Here is a 17,060-nt window from a genome sequence, read left to right on the forward strand (position 1 = left end):
CGAGGGAAAGAGTGAATAATAAAGGATATTCTTTACTTGAGGCTATAATAATTGTTGTTATACTCGGAGTAATTGCGGGATTTATGATGACCTCATCGGGACTGCTTGACGGAAGAAGGACAAAGGCTTGCGCGGATAATATATCTTCCCTGTTGGAAAAGGTAAGGGCGACTAACTTAGGAAAAGATGAGGTTACAATTAACATATATGAGGATACGGGAAAAGGCATAAAGGCTGATATTGTTACTAAAGTCAAGGCTAAAAACCCTTCTGACCCGGATAAACTGAGTAGAGTAACGGAAGATGTAGGAAATGATAATTTGGAGATATCTTATTCAACTGATTTATCAGGGAGTTCTCCGATTTTGTTAGGAAGCGGAAGTATGGAATTTAGTTTTAACAGGAGTACAGGCTCGGTTAAGAATACAACTCCTGCAGGTATAAAGTGTATAATAGTTAGAAGAGGTACTGCTGAGAAAAAAATAAAAATATACACTGAAACCGGTAAAGTAAGTGTAGAGTAAAGGGGGAAGAAAAAGTATGAAGAAAAAATCAAATAATAAGGGGTTTTCTCTTATTGAGCTGATAGTTTCACTGGCTATAGTTATGATAGTCGGTGGTTCTATAGTCTCCTTCCTTCTTGCCGGAAGTAATTCCTATGCATCGGTTATAACCAACACGGATTTGCAGGAAGAAGCTCAGTTAGTAGTGAACCAGATATCAGATATGGTGATAACCGCGGAAAAGGCTGTGAATTTTAATAATTCTGCAAAAAAGCTTGAAGTGTTTAACGAAAATGAAAAATATGAAATAGTATTTAAAGATGCGGATAAGAGGCTGTACTATAATAAGTTCAACAGAAGACCCGGGACAAGGGATTTTGATATAGTATCGGCGGATGTGTTGATGGCTGAGAATGTAGCTGATTTTTGGGCCGATGTATCAAAGGCTGAAAGTACAAATAAGATAAGTATTAAAATAGTCTTTGAGAGTAAATCTAATACTTATGAGAAGAAAGAGACAATTACACTTAGAAACGGAAATTCAGTTAAGTCAGGTAATGATTTGACTAAGATATACCCATAATGACTGTTTGATTTTAGAAAGGAGCTTTATGAAGAAACAAACTAAAGCTTTAATTGGAGTTGTAGCGGCAACATCTTTAACGGTTGCGGTTGCTTCTATATTATTTTTAGGTAACCCTATGGCAGACGCTACAAATGCGTCTTTTAACGGTATCGGAAATATAATTAAGAGTGCCAAAGATGATACTCCGTTTACAGTAGTTGAGCTTGTGCCTGACGAGAAAATGGCGAAGTTTGGATACTTTATAGAGGGAAGTGAACCTGAGAATTGGAAAGAAGATATTGCCAAGTTAGATACTAAAGAGAAAAGAATTAAGTATATGACTGATCTTAAGACCAAGCTCAGTACCATATCTGCTTCTGATAAGACCAAACCTCTTACTTATAATGAATATAAGGAACTGTATTCTCTTGATGGGGTAAGTTCTGCTGATGAAGACAAGTATTCTTCTTTTGAATTAACGACTCCGTTAAAGATTGAAAAGAACAAGGCTTCCGGGTATAAGATGGAGCCTTCGCCCGGCGGAAGCTTTAAGCTTAATGCAAGCTATACTGAAGAGAACGGCGGTAACTATGAGGAGAATGTTGCCGGTTATGCTTTTTTAAGCGGAATAAACGGAAGATATGCAGTAAAGTTTAAGATAGCTGATGCGACGGCCTTAAACAAAGATAAGATTTACAAGGCAAATGAATTGCACAAAATCAGTAATAAGGAAGAAGTGCGTATACTTGCCGCTAACAGATATATTTACAGAAAGAAAAAGGAAGGTTCCAAAACTGAAACATCCTATCAATTTGCGTTCAGCAATAAGGACGTTGAGGATTATATCATAGATAAGGATTATGACTATGCCCTTTTATCTTTTGAAGAGGTTGATAAATCCAAACTTTCGGAAGAAGATAAGACAAATAATACTTATTATGTAGTAGAAGAAGTAAAAGATTTGGTGGATACCAAAGATGCTGAATATAAAGGTGTTCTGGATGAAACAGAGCCTTATAAAAAAGTTGCTGACGGCACTGGACATTATAAAATGAATCCTGCTAATTCCTATGTTTTTGTGGGTAAGGGCCATGGTGATATGAAGCTTGTCGAAGCTGCCGGAAGTAAGCTTGACTATGATTTGGAGTTAAACAAGGTATTCTATACCGGTGGTTTTAAGAACAATAACTGGTTTGAGAACGGTGTATTCTTAAAGAATTTTAGCAATGGAATTTATTTGGATGCTTCTGATAAGAACTATAATAATGACAGGATGAAGTTTAAGGTAATTACCCTTACTCCCGGCGGTATTAATGCAAAAATTGACAAAGATCCTAGTTTCTTATCCCAGGTTGGACTTTTTTATGTATCTGCTTCAAGTTCACTTGTAAAGCCGACCGGATTAAAGACATATAAAACCGGAAGTAATGATATTTCCGATACTGTATTAACTAAAATAAAGACTGAAGTTACAAAAAGAAATTTTCCTGTTGTTATTGAGTATAACAATACAACTTACAACAGTACAAAACATATGAAGTCATTGATGACTACACTTGTTTTGGGTAGAGATAGTGTGGATAAAGACCATGACGGTCACTTTGTAGGTAAAAGTGTATATGTAGTTAATTTAGACAAGGCAGATAACACACCTTTTATCTTTGACAGCTTTGCAACTGATTTTATAGGAAAGAAAACCAGTGACTCAGCCTTTACCAATGCTGCAGACGGTAAGGGATTTAAAGAAGTTGCGGAGAGCATAGTCGAAGAAAATAATATTATAGCTAAGGGTGTTGAAGGAACTACAGAAAATACTGAGAAGTTTGAACTTGAAATATCAAAGGCAAGAGTTATTGAGTATATTATCAGTATTAATATGAAGAGAACGAAGACTACTGATAGTGAAATAAAGGTTCTTAACATAGAACCTGCCAAGGTGGTAGATAAAGATCCTAAGATCAGGATGAAAGATATACTTAAAACATGGTTTGGCAAAGACATAAACAGTAATACTGAAACCATACCTACCACAGAGTTCATTGGAAGAAATGAAGATTTATCTTCTTACGATGTAATTTATATGGGACTTAACACCAGTAATTTTAACATGAAAAACGGACAAACCGCTTATAACGATACTAACATGAACGGGCTTATTTACAGTAATATCGGTGATTTGACCTATGCAAGGGTTAATGAAGCTAATGTTAAATTAACCGGAAATGAAGATAAGCAGGGGTTTGAAACACCGGATGAAAAGAAGGCTTATCAGGCAAGTCTTGGAGGAGGCACAGGTTCCCCACAACCTTACTTGTTTGAATCAAAAGCAGGTCTATTGGATACAGATTACCATAAAATTAATAATAGTATATTTAATAATGTTGAGGCCTATAAGGATGCAGATGATAAGGCGGATGGAATAAAGATTAATTATAATAAAGAGCTAGAAGATGCCGCTGCAAACAGTAATCTAATAAAGGAATATATTAAAAATATTAAGGTTATTACCACTAAAACTCTTTCATATAGATTTGCAGGAAATGATATAACCGAAGAAAAACTGAAAAAACTGAAAGAGTATATACAAGCTGGTTATCCTATAGTATTTGCGAAAGACTTTGTGACCGGTACAGGTGCCGGTATGAAGGTAAATGGGGACAGAATTGACAACAGTTCTAGAATGTATGAACTGACTCAGTTTGCTCTTGACTTTAGAAAGGCTAATCCTGACAAAAAAAATGTTATTTTTGAGACAGGCGGTAATAATCTGATTGGTGAGGATAGAACCGGACTCATAGATAATATTAACCTTCCAAAACCTTCTATATTGGTTACTAGAAGGGCTTATGAAAATGACATGGACGGCAAGCCGGCAGATTATACACGTATAGATGACAGAACTTTGGAAATAGATTTTAAGCTCTTAAACAAAGGCTTTGAGAGTGAGAAAGTGAAGTTTAAGGTTAGTCTCTTCGTTGATAAAAATGCAGACGGTAAATATTCTGCCACAAAGGAGATTGTAGATACCAGATTATATGATTTGCTTAAAGATGGCGTAAAACAAAAAGGAGATGTAAATGCTTCAAATACCGCCAATTATAAGATAAGGTATACCCTTCCAAATGGCTATATAGGTATTATTCCTTGGAAGGTAAAAGTAGAGCTTGTGGGTGGTACAACAAATAGGTTTGCCTCAGAAACAGGCTTCGGTTATATTAAGAATGAAGAAAAAAAGCAGAAAATCAAAGTATTACAGATAATGACTGCTGGTTTTGATCCTGAAAGACCTGATGACCCAAAACGTTCCAAGCCATATAAGCCATATAAGTATAATACTCACTATAGTTGGAATGAGATACCTGATCCTAGTGGTGGTAAGAGGTGGGTAAAACCTTATGGTGGATATATGGGTGATAAAGAAGGTCCAAGCTATTATGGAACTAAGAAAAAAGTTGGTGATTGGAGATGGAATACAGGGAATAACTTTAACATGCAGACTGATCCAACATTTAACAAATTAAGAAAGCAGGTATCAGATTTTGATATAACAATAAAGGCAATTACTGCTCAGGAATTTGCAAAAGAATACAAAAAATTCAGAGATGATCATGATGATTTTAAAGGTAAATATAAAGGCATGCGACCTGAAGATTACTTTGAGAAAAATGAGTATAATATGGTAGTCTTAGGTTTTGCAGACTGTTATGCCATACCTAATGAGTATAACTGTCTTGATGCCATACAGGGCTTTATAAATGCAGGTAAACCGGTACTCTTCACACATGACTGTACTTCTTATGGAAATTACAGGGGAACTTCTCCTTGGGGCTATGACTTCAACCGTATGATCAGAGGTCAGGTAGGTCTTGATAGATACGGTGTACTGAACAATTGGGCTATAAGGCTCGGAGTAGAATCTGAGAAAAACAATAGTGGAATAGCATTTGAGAAATCGAAATATCCTACAGTTAATAAGAATTCTGACCATAATGTAACTTCTAAGGAGTTGTTTGAGATTGCCGAGAAAAATGCAAAGACTCATCATAAGGATATTGCCTATGTTCCAAAGAGCGGAAAAACGAAAATTGTGCGTGAAGTACAGGGATATACCTTTGGCTCAGCAATTAGTTGGACTGATATTAATATAGGAGATGGAGTTCGAAAAGATAAAAATGGTTCTGTTACACATCAATATTTTTTATATAAAGATCAAGCTTATAGAACTTTTGAGACTGCTACTGCTGATCAGGTAAATCGTGGTCAGATAACTACCTATCCTTTTAAGATTAACCCAAAGGCAAAAGTTCAGAGAACACATTTTCAGCCATATCAGCTTGATTTGAATGAAGATGCGGACGGAGACGGAGAGAGTGATCTGATTGTTTGGTATACACTTGGACTTAGTGAAGCTGAAGAAAAAAATGCAGCTAACAGGGGAAATTGGTATAACCTCTCACCTAAGGATGTAAGAAATAATTATTACATCTATACCAAGGGTAATATTACCTACTCAGGTGTAGGACATAAGCCTATTAAAGATGAAGAAGAAATGAAGCTTTATATCAACACCCTCGTTGCAGCCTATAAGGCAGCTCTGCTTCCTCCTGATGTAAGATTTGTGGAAAGTGGAAAACCGGATGCGGATGAAAAAAATACTTCTTATATCTCTTATGATGTATCTTCGGATGCAAAGAATAAAGGAAGTATAGAAGATAAGGTAAGAGTGTACTTTGTGGCCAGAGACGATAATAATCTTGTAAGAAATATAAAGGAAGATGAGACAAGAATCCTGTTCTATTATAAGGTGGGTTCTGTGGAAAAAGCGTTTAAGACTTTTAAAGCGGACGGTACGGAGCTGACTGCAACCTTAAAAGATAAGAATGATAAGAATCGTAAGTTCCTGGAAAAGGGTGAGGTGTATTACTTTGAAGTTCCGGCAACTGAATTAATCGGAGACAAGAATAAGCTGGAAATAGAGGTAGTAGTAAGAACCAGATTTACCAAAGAATATAAGGGTTCGTCCGGAGTGGAAAGGTTTGATTTCTCACCTGAAGGAAGCTCAATCTATACTATCCAAAAACGTGGTTTGTTTGACCTCGATTAAGTAAAAGAAATCAGTTTTCTATAACTTAATTTGTCAATAAATATTAGTTGTGTTAATCTCATAAGAGGTTGGAATGCTCTCTTTACTTGTAATATAGTAAAGGGAGTATTTTTTTGTCTATTTTGTATATAAAATTTCAAAAACTTTATACAATCTGCCGATTACAGATGATAAAAAATATATTATAATATCATCTGTAAATATTAATTGTGTATGATATGAGTACACAAAATTCTAATATTATTATGTATTTCTAAGACTGATTGGTTAATTCAAAAAGTTAAATTCAAATTATTAAATCCGTTATTTATGCTATATGTAGTTGTTGTTTTCTTAAGAAAGGAGTAAAATGGGGGAGAAGGATATTTTAGAGAAAAAACTGTTTATGTTTAATGATGTATTTGCAGATTTTCTAAACGGCATCATATTTAACGGCAGGCAGATAGTAGAAGAATCTGAATTGTTTGATTTATCAGGCTGGAGTCACTATAAGGCTGATGATAGCAGACACAGGTATCAGGATAGGGATGTAGTCAAGCTTTGGAAGAAAAAGAATGTGGTTATTTCCCTGATTGGAATAGAAAATCAGGATGTACCGGATAAAGATATGGTATTCAGAGTGCTTTCCTATGATGGGGCTTCTTATAAGACTCAACTGGCAAAGAAAGATGAAGATAAGAGAAAACATCTAAAGGATAAGAAAAATACGGAAATAGTTGAAATCGGCAAGGAGGATGAAAAAGATATTTTTCCTGTAATAACCTTTGTAGTTTATTATGGGGAAGAGGAATGGAAGTATGAAACAACCCTGAAGAAAAGACTTAAAATAGGTGATGGACTGGATGAGTTTGTGAGCGATTATAAGATTAACCTTATAGATTTGAAAAAGTTTACGGAAGATGATATAAATAAGTTTAAGAAGGACTTTAAACTATTAGTTAATTATATGGTTAAAGGCAGTAATCATGATGCGGGAAGCATTGAATTAAATCATCCGGAGGAAGTCAGTGAACTTGTTTTGAGGCTGACAGGCGAAGAACTGCCCATTCCGAGAGAAAATGATGGAGGTAAAACTATGGAGAAATTTTTTGAACCAATGTTTGCAAGAATGGCAGAAAAAGCGGAGGCGAGAGGAATGGCCAAAGGAATGACCGAAGGAATGGCCAAAGGAATGACCGAAGGAATGGCTAAAGGATTAGCCGAAGGAAAAGCCAAAGGAATGACCGAAGGATTAGCCAAAGGAATGACTGAAGGAATGGCTAAAGGATTAGCCGAAGGAAAAGCCAGAGGATTAGCAGAAGGATTAGTTGAAGGAAAAGCTGAAGGTGAGAACCGTATAGTGAAACTTATAAGCTTATTGATATCAGACGGAAAGAATGATACAGTCAAAGAAGTGCTGGAAGACGCGAAGCTTAGAAACAGGCTTTGTGAAGAATATGGAATCTGATAAAAAGAGTTGACATCACCGAACAAATGTTTTATAATCTTAAAACAAGAACGTTTGTTTGAAAAAATAAAAAATACATGCGAGGTTATTATGGCAAAGGAAGCTAAAGAGAAGATTATGAATGTAGACAATGACAAGAGAAAAGCGTTAGAGGCTGCGATTGCGCAGATAGAGAAAGACTTTGGTAAAGGCTCTATTATGAAACTGGGCTCAGGTATGGATAAGATGAACGTAGAAGTGGTTCCTACCGGTTGTTTAAGTCTTGATCTTGCACTTGGGCTTGGTGGTATACCTAAGGGAAGAATTATAGAAGTATATGGTCCTGAATCCAGCGGTAAAACCACAGTAGCACTCCATATGGTGGCAGAGGTTCAAAAAGCGGGAGGTATTGCTGGGTTTATAGATGCCGAACATGCACTTGATCCGGTATATGCCAAGGCTATAGGAGTTAATATAGATGAGCTTTATATTTCACAGCCTGACAGTGGCGAACAGGCTCTTGAGATTACAGAGACTATGGTTAGAAGCGGAGCTGTGGATATTGTTATAGTCGATTCTGTAGCGGCTCTTGTTCCTAAGGCAGAAATAGACGGAGATATGGGAGATTCACATGTAGGCTTGCAGGCACGTCTTATGAGCCAGGCTCTTAGAAAGCTTACCTCTGTTATAAGCAAAACTAACTGTATAGTTGTATTTATTAATCAGCTTCGTGAGAAGATAGGTGTTATGTTTGGCAATCCTGAAACCACTACAGGAGGACGTGCTCTTAAGTTCTATGCATCTATCAGAATGGATGTAAGAAAGGCTGATGCAATCAAGCAGGGTGGAGATGTTGTTGGTAACAGAACCAAAATTAAGGTTGTTAAGAATAAAATAGCACCTCCGTTTAAAGAGGCACAGTTTGATATTATGTTTGGGCAGGGAATAAGCCGTACAGGTGATGTACTGGATATTGCGGTAGATGATAATATAGTGGTAAAATCAGGCGCATGGTTCTCCTATAACGGAGAAAAGATTGGTCAGGGAAGAGAAAATGTTAAGATTTATCTTGACAGTAATCCTGAGGTGTTTAAGGAGATTGAGGCAAAAGTTAGAGAGACTCATGCAAAAAAAGCATCAGATGTAAGTTCTGAAGAACCTGTTTTGGAAGAAGATGACGAGCAGAAAGATTTTGACGGGACAGAAGGTTCTATGGAGTAAATAACAGCTGTAGCAATATCATAAAACGGGAACAATTATAATGTTTATAGATTTTATTGAAAAGCTTAATAAATACAAATATAAGGTAAAAACTGAAACATCGGTGTTTTATGTTTACCAAAGTGATTTGAGAAAATACTCCATAAAGGAAGGAAGAGAGTTCTCTGACGAAATATATGAAAGACTTGTTAAAGAAACTCTTATTCCGAGAGCAAGGAAAAAAGCTTTAGATATATTAAGCAGAGCAGACTGTTCAGAAGCGGATTTGAGAAAAAAACTGTCTTTGAAAAACTATTTACCGGATGTCATTGAGGATGCTGTAAACTATGTTAAAAAGTTTAACTATATAAATGACGAGAGATATGCAGAAAATTATCTTAACTATAGGGGTAAAACAAAAAGCATACGTCAGATTAAGACGGAATTGCTTTCAAAAGGAATAGATCACAATATAATAGAGAATGTACTTACTGACGGAAGCAATGAGGAAGAAGCTCTCCGAAATCTGTTGAAAAAGAAAATTAAGAATCCTGAAGATATGGATGAAGATAAAATTAAAAAAATTTATGCATATCTTTACAGAAAGGGATTTAGCACAGAATTAATACGGGAGGGGCTTAGCGATTACCTTTCAAATACTTGACTTTTTTAATTAAACAGTATAAAATTTAACTGTTGTATGTATCGGTTGAATTATGTGATGATAATTTAGCATAGATTTATTGTACAATGAAAATTTAATAAGGAGGTGCTCCGGTGGAACAAATTATCGCAGCGGCTATTGCTGCCTCGATTACTGCTGTAGTTACTGCTCCTGCTGTTTGGAAAATTGCAATTTCTAATCGTGTTAAAAATTATGAATCTAAGGTTGGAACTGCAGAAGAAAGAGCCAGGGATATTATAGAGAAAGCTAATTTAGAAGCTGAAACTAAGAAACGTGAAGCCTTGCTCGAAGCCAAAGAGGAATCTCTGAAAGCTAAGAATGAGTTTGAAAGAGAAAGTAAGGAGAGAAGAGCAGAATTACAGAAGTACGAAAAACGAGTTTTATCCAAAGAAGAAGCAACAGATAGAAAAAGTGAGGCACTTGAAAAACGTGAAAGTAAACTTAATGAACGTGAAGTAGAGCTTGATAAGGACAAAAAGGCTGTTGAGGAACTTCATTCAAAGCAGCTTGCTGAACTTGAAAGGATATCGGGACTTACCTCCGATCAGGCAAAAGATTACATTTTAAAGACAGTTGAAGATGACGTAAAGCATGAAATGGCAGTTATGGTAAAGGAGCTTGAAAACAGAGCTAAAGAAGAAGCTGATAAAAAAGCTAAAGAAATAGTGGTTACAGCTATTCAGCGCTGTGCTGCCGATCATATTGCTGAAGCTACAATTTCTGTTGTTCAGCTTCCGAATGATGAAATGAAGGGCAGAATTATAGGCAGAGAAGGGAGAAATATCAGAACGCTTGAAACCCTCACAGGTGTGGATCTTATAATTGATGATACTCCTGAGGCGGTTGTTCTTTCCGGATTTGATCCTGTAAGACGTGAGGTTGCCAGAATTGCTCTTGAAAAGCTTATTGTAGACGGAAGAATACATCCGGCCAGAATTGAAGAAATGGTTGAAAAGGCTCAGAAGGAAGTAGAAGTGCAGATAAGAGAAGAAGGTGAAGCTGCGGCTCTTGAATGCGGAATCCATGGAATTCATCCTGAACTTATAAAGCTGCTCGGCAGAATGAAATTCAGAACCAGTTATGGACAAAACGTACTCAGACATTCTGTTGAAGTTGCGCAGCTTTCAGGTATTTTGGCGGCTGAATGCGGTTGTGATGTAAAGCTTGCTAAAAGAGCGGGCTTATTACATGATATTGGAAAGTCAGTAGACAGAGAGCAGGAAGGTTCTCATGTCCAGATTGGTGTTGAATTATGTAAAAAATACAAGGAGTCAGCTACGGTTATAAATGCTGTTGAGTCACACCATGGTGATGTTGAGCCTACTACACTTATATCCTGTATTGTGCAGGCTGCAGACGCTATTTCGGCGGCTCGCCCGGGTGCAAGAAGGGAGACTCTTGAGACTTATACCAACAGACTTAAGGAGCTTGAAGACATAGCCAATGGGTTTGAAGGTGTTGATAAATCTTTTGCTATTCAGGCCGGAAGGGAAGTACGAGTTGTTGTAGTTCCTGACCAGGTTGCAGATTCGGAGATGGTATTATTGGCACGCAAAGTATCTAAGCAGATCGAAGCTTCGCTAGAGTACCCGGGTCAGATAAAGGTAAGTATTATACGCGAGTCGAGAGCTGTTGATTATGCTAAATAATTAAAAATTGATTTTAGTCCCTGTTTTTGCAGGGGCTTTTTTTTTACCGGGAAGGGTATATGGAACTTAGCAGTGAAACAATGAAGGGAGAATATAATGAAATATATTTCATGGAATGTAAATGGGCTCAGAGCCTGCCTTACAAAAGGCTTTATGGATTTTTTTAACAAGGTGGACGCAGATGCTTTCGGTTTACAGGAGATTAAGTTGTCTGAGGGGCAGCTTGAACTTGATTTGCCGGGATATCATAAATATTGGAACTATGCTGAGAAGAAAGGCTATTCGGGAACGGCATTATTTACAAAAAAGGAACCTATTAATGTAACTTATGATATGGGTATAGATGAACATGATCACGAAGGCAGAGTGATTACAGCTGAATATGAGGATCATTTTTTTGTAGTATGCTACACTCCCAATGCAAAACAGGAACTTGAACGTCTTGATTATAGAATGGTCTGGGAAGATGATTTCAGAGCTTACCTTAATAAATTAAAGGAGAGTAAACCGGTTATACTTTGTGGCGACTTAAATGTGGCACACAAGGAAATTGATCTTAAAAACCCTAAGACAAACCGCAGAAATGCAGGATTTACAGATGAAGAAAGAGGAAAAATGACAGAACTGTTAGATGCGGGCTACATAGATACTTTCAGATTCTTTTATCCTGAGCTCGAAAATGTGTACTCCTGGTGGTCGTATAGGTTCAAGGCAAGAGAAAAGAATACAGGTTGGCGTATTGACTACTTTATAACTTCCGATGACTTTAAGGATAGGCTGAAAGATGCAAAAATTCACTCGGAAATCTTGGGAAGTGATCACTGTCCTGTCGAGTTAGATTTTGATTAACAAACAGTAAGCAGCATTATCTGTTGGAATGATAAATGTTTTGTGGATTATTATATAAGAAAATAGTGAAAATGACTGTATTTTTTGCTGGAAAGTATTAGGGATTAATGATATAGTATAATCAATGGAAAAAATAATAGAGAAAGGAGGGAGATTGTACAAATATACTAAAGACTCAAAAAGTTATACAGATAATTGTGAGAAATCATAGTTGACAGAATTAAGAAAGTATGATAAAATTTTAACAAGCTAGTTAAAAAAATAACAAGCTTTCTTATCCGGTTAAAAAACCACCGGTAATCCGGTATATTGAAGGGAGATTTTCGATGGAAAATAAGACTCGTAACATCATTGATAGTGTTGAATCACTTGAAAAGGCTCTTAAGAAGCTTCGTGCAGCACAGGAAGAGTTTGCTACTTATTCACAGGAACAGGTAGATAAAATCTTTTTTGCGGCAGCAACAGCAGCCAATCAGCAGAGACTTCCTCTTGCACATATGGCGGTTGAAGAGACAGGAATGGGTATAGTTGAAGATAAGGTTATTAAAAATCACTATGCTTCTGAGTATATTTACAATAAATATAAGAATTCTAAGACCTGTGGTGTTATAGAAGAGGATAAGGAATTTGGTGTAACCAGAGTTGCAGAGCCTCTTGGCATACTTGCAGCGGTAATTCCTACCACCAATCCTACTTCAACAGCTATATTTAAGACACTTATAGCTCTTAAGACAAGAAACGGTATCATTATAAGTCCGCATCCAAGAGCTAAAAAATGTACGGCAGAAGCTGCTAAAGTAGTGCTTGAGGCTGCGGTTAAGGCCGGTGCTCCTGAAGGTATCATTGACTGGATAGATGTACCTAGTCTTGAGATGACCAATTTGGTTATGAAGGAATGTGACTGCATCCTTGCAACAGGTGGTCCTGCTATGGTTAAGAGTGCTTATTCATCAGGAAAGCCTGCACTTGGTGTAGGTGCCGGTAATACCCCTGCTATTATAGATGAGTCTGCTGATGTTCTTATGGCAGTTAACTCAATCATTCATTCAAAGACCTTTGATAACGGTATGATTTGTGCTTCTGAACAGTCGGTTATCGTAGATACCAAGATTTATGATGAGGTTAAGGCAGAATTCAAGAGAAGAGGTTGCTACTTCCTTAAGAAGGATGAAATTGAAAAAGTTCGTAAAACTATTATTATAAACGGTGCACTTAACGCTAAGATAGTCGGTCAGAAGGCTGCTACCATAGCTGAGCTTGCAGGTGTTAAAGTAGATCCTGCTACCAAGATACTTATCGGAGAGGTTACAAGTGTAGAGCTTAGTGAGGAATTCGCTCACGAGAAACTTTCTCCTGTACTTGCTATGTATAAGTCAAAAGATTTTACGGATGCACTTAATAAGGCTGAAAGACTTGTAGCTGACGGAGGTTACGGTCATACATCTTCTCTTTATGTAAATACTGTTACAGAGAGAGAGAAGATTGCTGAGTTTGGTGAGCGTATGAAGACCTGCCGTGTTCTTGTAAATACTCCTGCTTCACAGGGCGGTATAGGTGATATTTATAACTTTATGCTCACTCCGTCTCTTACACTTGGTTGTGGTTCTTGGGGAGGCAACTCTGTTTCTGAAAACGTTGGAATCAAGCAGTTGTTAAATATCAAGAGTGTAGCTGAGAGGAGAGAAAATATGCTTTGGTTTAGAGCCCCTGAAAAGGTTTATTTCAAGAAGGGATGTCTCCCTGTTGCTCTTGAAGAGTTAAGAGATGTAATGGACAAGAAAAAGGTATTTATCGTAACAGATACTTTCCTTTTCCAGAATGGCTATACAAAGCCTGTTACAGATAAGTTAGATCAGTTAGGTATTGTACATCAGACCTTCTCTGACGTAGCTCCGGATCCTACACTTAATTCAGCTAAAAAGGGTGCAGACCTTATGAGAAGCTTTGGTCCTGACTGCATTATAGCTATCGGTGGTGGTTCTGCAATGGATGCCGCTAAGATTATGTGGGTACTTTATGAGCATCCTGAAGTAGATTTCTACGATATGGCAATGCGCTTTATGGACATCAGAAAGAGAGTATACACCTTCCCTAAGATGGGTGAAAAGGCTTACTTTATAGCAGTTCCTACTTCAGCAGGTACAGGTTCTGAGGTTACACCTTTTGCGGTTATTACGGATGAAGTTACAGGCAACAAGTATCCTCTTGCTGACTATGCACTTCTTCCTAATATGGCTATAATAGATGCTGATATGATGATGAATGCTCCTAAGGGACTTACATCATCTTCCGGTATAGATGCTGTTTCACATAACCTTGAGGCTCTTGTATCAGTTATGGCTACAGATTTTACAGACGGTATCGCTAAGCAGTCCTTACAGATGCTTTTCGAGTATCTTCCAAGGGCTTATGATAATGGACCAAATGATCCTGAGGCAAGAGAAAAGGTTGGTCACGCAGCTTGTATGGCAGGTATGGCATTTGCAAATGCTTTCCTCGGAGTAATGCACTCTATGGCGCATAAACTTGGTGCTTTCCATCATATACCACATGGTATAGCAAACGCACTTATGATGGAGCAGGTTATCCGCTTTAACTCTTCAGAGGTTCCTACAAAGATGGGTACCTTCCCTCAGTATCAGTATCCTAAGACACAGAGAAAGTATGCAGAGGTTGCGGAAGTTCTCGGTTTTAAGGGTAAAAATGATGCAGACAGCGTAGAAAAACTTATTGCGGGAATCAGAGAACTTCAGGTTAAGATTGGCATTAAGAGAAGTATCAAGGACTATGGTATTAAGGAAGAAGATTTCCTTGCTACTCTTGATGATATGACAGAGAAAGCGTTTGATGATCAGTGTACAGGCTGCAATCCAAGATATCCGCTTATAAGCGAGATTAAGCAGATGTATCTCAACGCTTACTATGGCAATAATAACGAAGCAGTTTAATGTAAAGGGGAGGTTTGTTATGAAACTTGAAAATGTTATTGTAAAGCGTACCGGAAAAACAATTTACAGAGATGGCAATAAGGTAATTAAGTTATTTGATTCACAGTATTCTATGGCTGATATCCTCAATGAGGCTCTTAATCAGGCAAGAGTTATGGAAACAGGTCTTAATATACCTAAGTTACACGGAGTAACCGAAATTGATGGAAAGACTGCAATTGTACTTGATTATATTGAAGGTAAGACTTTTGAGCAGATAATGAACGATCACCCTGAGAAGATGGATGAACTTCTTGACAGATTTATAGCTATTCAGGCTGATGTACATTCAAGAAAAGCTCCTATGCTTAACAGACAGTATGATAAGTTTTATAAGAAAATATCCGATTCCAGCTTTGACGCTACAACCAGATATGATTTGCATTCAAGGCTTGATTCAATGAAGCGTCATGATAAGCTTTGCCATGGTGATTTCAACCCAAGTAATATAATTATTACACCTAATGATGATGTTTATATAGTTGACTGGGCACATGCTACCCAGGGAAACGCTTCCGCTGATGTGGCAAGAACTTACTTACTTTTCTACTTAAGCGGAAAAGAAGAGTTTGCTGACAAGTATCTAAACCTTTTCTGTGAAAGAACCGATACAGCTAAGCAGTATGTACAGAAATGGCTTCCTATTGTTGCGGCTTCACAGTCCGTGAAGGGTAACAAGGAAGAAATCGGACTTCTCAGCCGCTGGGTAAATGTAGTAGATTATATGTAAATCTTATATAATTTTGGCAGTGTCTTTTGGCACTGCCTCTTTTATGTTTAAAGAAAAAATGGTATAATATAACTCAAATTATTCACGAAACATCTTCAGAAACACATAATCAAGCCGAAGGTTTGAAATTATGTGTTTTAGAAGATGTTTGGTAATAACCATCCATAGGTCACAGACCGAAAGATGTTTATTCTACTGTACTATGCAGAATAAGAGGTCTGTGACCTATGGTGGTGAATAATTTGAGTTTAATATAATAATTTTGGTAACTATTATAGAAAGGAAGTATCAAAATGGAATACACTATAAATTTGATATGGGATAAAGAAGCCGGTGTATGGGTTGCGACAAGCGAAGATGTAAAAGGATTGGTGTTAGAATCAGGTTCACTGGATGCATTAATTGAACGTGTAAAAATTGCTATTCCTGAGCTCTTGGAACTTAATCAAAAAAATATTCATAGAGCTAATATATATTTCAAATCTGAAAGATATGAAGAGGTTCTGGTATAATGGCAGAGTATGAAAAGAAAGTTAGAGAAATATTAAAAAAACATGGCTGTTATTTGGTCAGACAAGGAAAAGGTGACCATGAGATATGGTTTAGCCCTATAGCCAACTGTAATGTAACAGTAGATGGAAAAATAAAATCGAGATATACAGCCAATGCTATAATGAAACAAAGTGGAATAAACTTTCATTTTTAAAATATATTGTAGAAGAAACATAGTATGCAGGAGAATAGATTAAAATGGGACAGATAACAAGTATAAAAAAACAGACTGACAATAAGTTTTTAAATATTTATGAACTTGAAAATGTACATAAATCAGGCAGGAAAGGTAAGTATTTTGTTGCCTCAAGAGCAAAAGACATAGATAACCTGAAAATCAGCAGCGGAAAGAATCTTCCTGATGGTGTTATTATTTATGCGCTGGCAGGTGAGAATAGGGATAAAGTAGTGCTTATAAGACAGTACAGATATCCTATTAATGACTATATCTATGAGTTTCCTGCAGGGCTTGTTGAAGAAGGCGAAGAGTATAGTGTAGCTGCCGAAAGGGAGATATTTGAAGAAACAGGAATGAAATTTACCCCAATTAAGGTACCTGAGGGTTATAACAGACCATTTTTCACAACAATCGGAATGACCGATGAATCCTGTTCCACTGTATTTGGTTATTGCGCAGGTGAACCGAGTACCGAGCATCAGGAAGACAGTGAGGAAATTGAAATTATATTGGCTGACAAAGCTGAGGTCAGAAGGATATTAAGAGAAGAAAAGATAGCCATAATGACAGCTTATATGCTTATGCACTTTATAAAGGATGAAGAGCCTTTCGGCTTTTTGAAGGAGGATTAG

At 37.0% G+C, this 17,060-nt stretch carries 13 protein-coding genes; all 13 read left to right on the plus strand.

What is annotated here, in order from left to right:
- Nucleotides 1-11 precede the first annotated feature (11 nt).
- The 13 genes from GCWU000282_RS00215 to GCWU000282_RS00275 all read left to right on the plus strand — a co-directional run bounded on the left by GCWU000282_RS00215 (nt 12) and on the right by GCWU000282_RS00275 (nt 17,060).
- Nucleotides 12-524: a hypothetical protein gene (locus GCWU000282_RS00215; protein WP_023352950.1), complete on the plus strand. Its 513-nt coding sequence runs from the start codon at nt 12-14 to the stop codon at nt 522-524.
- A 16-nt stretch (nt 525-540) separates the two neighbouring features.
- A complete protein-coding gene (locus tag GCWU000282_RS00220) occupies nt 541-1,086 on the plus strand; it encodes a PilW family protein (protein ID WP_023352951.1) in 546 nt (181 codons plus the stop codon).
- A 28-nt stretch (nt 1,087-1,114) separates the two neighbouring features.
- Complete coding sequence (locus tag GCWU000282_RS00225) at nt 1,115-6,172, plus strand: DUF5057 domain-containing protein (protein WP_023352952.1); 5,058 nt, start codon at nt 1,115-1,117, stop codon at nt 6,170-6,172.
- A gap of 349 nt (nt 6,173-6,521) precedes the next feature.
- Nucleotides 6,522-7,619 carry an Rpn family recombination-promoting nuclease/putative transposase gene (locus GCWU000282_RS00230; RefSeq protein ID WP_023352953.1) on the plus strand — a complete coding sequence of 366 codons (1,098 nt, stop codon included), beginning with the start codon at nt 6,522-6,524 and terminating at the stop codon, nt 7,617-7,619.
- A 90-nt stretch (nt 7,620-7,709) separates the two neighbouring features.
- Nucleotides 7,710-8,819: a recombinase RecA gene (gene recA, locus GCWU000282_RS00235; protein WP_023352954.1), complete on the plus strand. Its 1,110-nt coding sequence runs from the start codon at nt 7,710-7,712 to the stop codon at nt 8,817-8,819.
- Between the two features lie 40 nt (nt 8,820-8,859).
- Complete coding sequence (locus tag GCWU000282_RS00240) at nt 8,860-9,462, plus strand: regulatory protein RecX (RefSeq protein WP_023352955.1); 603 nt, start codon at nt 8,860-8,862, stop codon at nt 9,460-9,462.
- 122 nt (nt 9,463-9,584) lie between these two features.
- The gene (rny, locus tag GCWU000282_RS00245; protein ID WP_084295328.1) at nt 9,585-11,132 is read left to right on the plus strand and encodes a ribonuclease Y; all 1,548 of its coding nucleotides are present in this window, start codon (nt 9,585-9,587) and stop codon (nt 11,130-11,132) included.
- 96 nt (nt 11,133-11,228) lie between these two features.
- Nucleotides 11,229-11,981 (plus strand): exodeoxyribonuclease III, encoded by a 753-nt coding sequence (locus GCWU000282_RS00250; protein ID WP_023352957.1) that lies wholly within the window; start codon nt 11,229-11,231, stop codon nt 11,979-11,981.
- A 326-nt stretch (nt 11,982-12,307) separates the two neighbouring features.
- Nucleotides 12,308-14,929: a bifunctional acetaldehyde-CoA/alcohol dehydrogenase gene (gene adhE, locus GCWU000282_RS00255; RefSeq protein ID WP_023352958.1), complete on the plus strand. Its 2,622-nt coding sequence runs from the start codon at nt 12,308-12,310 to the stop codon at nt 14,927-14,929.
- A gap of 19 nt (nt 14,930-14,948) precedes the next feature.
- Complete coding sequence (locus GCWU000282_RS00260) at nt 14,949-15,698, plus strand: phosphotransferase family protein (protein WP_035038850.1); 750 nt, start codon at nt 14,949-14,951, stop codon at nt 15,696-15,698.
- A gap of 293 nt (nt 15,699-15,991) precedes the next feature.
- On the plus strand, nt 15,992-16,210 hold the full coding sequence (locus GCWU000282_RS00265; protein WP_023352960.1) for a DUF1902 domain-containing protein: 219 nt from the start codon (nt 15,992-15,994) through the stop codon (nt 16,208-16,210).
- Nucleotides 16,210-16,404: a type II toxin-antitoxin system HicA family toxin gene (locus GCWU000282_RS00270; RefSeq protein ID WP_023352961.1), complete on the plus strand. Its 195-nt coding sequence runs from the start codon at nt 16,210-16,212 to the stop codon at nt 16,402-16,404. Before GCWU000282_RS00265 ends, GCWU000282_RS00270 begins: the two co-directional genes overlap by 1 nt.
- 44 nt (nt 16,405-16,448) lie before the next feature.
- Entirely contained in the window at nt 16,449-17,060 is a 612-nt protein-coding gene (locus GCWU000282_RS00275) for an NUDIX hydrolase (protein ID WP_023352962.1), read from the plus strand.

It is taken from the genome of Catonella morbi ATCC 51271, assembly GCF_000160035.2.
In the GTDB taxonomy this organism is placed as follows: Bacteria; Bacillota; Clostridia; order Lachnospirales; family Lachnospiraceae; genus Catonella; species Catonella morbi.

Excerpts from the sequence above, each read along its gene's own strand:
- GCWU000282_RS00220 (WP_023352951.1), top strand. The coding sequence starts at position 541 with ATGAAGAAAAAATCAAATAATAAGGGGTTTTCTCTTATTGAGCTGATA.
- GCWU000282_RS00225 (WP_023352952.1), top strand. The coding sequence starts at position 1,115 with ATGAAGAAACAAACTAAAGCTTTAATTGGAGTTGTAGCGGCAACATCT.
- GCWU000282_RS00230 (WP_023352953.1), top strand. The coding sequence starts at position 6,522 with ATGGGGGAGAAGGATATTTTAGAGAAAAAACTGTTTATGTTTAATGAT.
- recA (WP_023352954.1), top strand. The coding sequence starts at position 7,710 with ATGGCAAAGGAAGCTAAAGAGAAGATTATGAATGTAGACAATGACAAG.
- GCWU000282_RS00240 (WP_023352955.1), top strand. The coding sequence starts at position 8,860 with ATGTTTATAGATTTTATTGAAAAGCTTAATAAATACAAATATAAGGTA.
- GCWU000282_RS00250 (WP_023352957.1), top strand. The coding sequence starts at position 11,229 with ATGAAATATATTTCATGGAATGTAAATGGGCTCAGAGCCTGCCTTACA.
- adhE (WP_023352958.1), top strand. The coding sequence starts at position 12,308 with ATGGAAAATAAGACTCGTAACATCATTGATAGTGTTGAATCACTTGAA.
- GCWU000282_RS00260 (WP_035038850.1), top strand. The coding sequence starts at position 14,949 with ATGAAACTTGAAAATGTTATTGTAAAGCGTACCGGAAAAACAATTTAC.
- GCWU000282_RS00265 (WP_023352960.1), top strand. The coding sequence starts at position 15,992 with ATGGAATACACTATAAATTTGATATGGGATAAAGAAGCCGGTGTATGG.
- GCWU000282_RS00270 (WP_023352961.1), top strand. The coding sequence starts at position 16,210 with ATGGCAGAGTATGAAAAGAAAGTTAGAGAAATATTAAAAAAACATGGC.
- GCWU000282_RS00275 (WP_023352962.1), top strand. The coding sequence starts at position 16,449 with ATGGGACAGATAACAAGTATAAAAAAACAGACTGACAATAAGTTTTTA.